This is a genomic window from Gilvimarinus gilvus (assembly GCF_030518155.1).
GTDB classification, from domain to species: domain Bacteria; phylum Pseudomonadota; class Gammaproteobacteria; order Pseudomonadales; family Cellvibrionaceae; genus Gilvimarinus; species Gilvimarinus gilvus.
This window is the reverse complement of sequence record NZ_JAULRU010000211.1, coordinates 1-306: the sequence shown is the minus strand read 5'-3', so window position 1 is coordinate 306 and position 306 is coordinate 1. Positions and strand designations below refer to the sequence as shown.

Genomic DNA, 306 nt, shown 5'->3' with positions numbered 1-306 from the left:
CACCCAAGCCCCATCATCCCAAGCCTTCTTGCGATCACGAACACGGTCACGCGCCATCGGCCCATGCCCCTTCACAACCCGCCAGAACTCGCTCCAGTCGATCTCGCCATGGTCATATCCGCCTTTCTCCTCGTTCCATTTCAGATCGGGATCAGGGATTTTCAGACCAAGATATTCGGCCTGCGGCACAGTCGCGTCGATGAATTTCTGCCGCAGCTCGTCATTACTGAACCGCTTGATCTTCCACGCCATCGACTGATCCGAGTGCTGGCTGTCCGCGTCATGCGGCCCGAACATCATGATCGA

1 protein-coding gene is annotated in these 306 nt (G+C 57.2%); it reads right to left on the bottom strand.

Translation table 11 applies throughout. The features are described 5' to 3' along the window. Nucleotides 1–306, bottom strand: a 306-nt coding sequence (locus tag QWI17_RS01680; RefSeq protein WP_302720753.1) for a Phenylacetic acid catabolic protein, incomplete at both ends; no start/stop codon positions are given.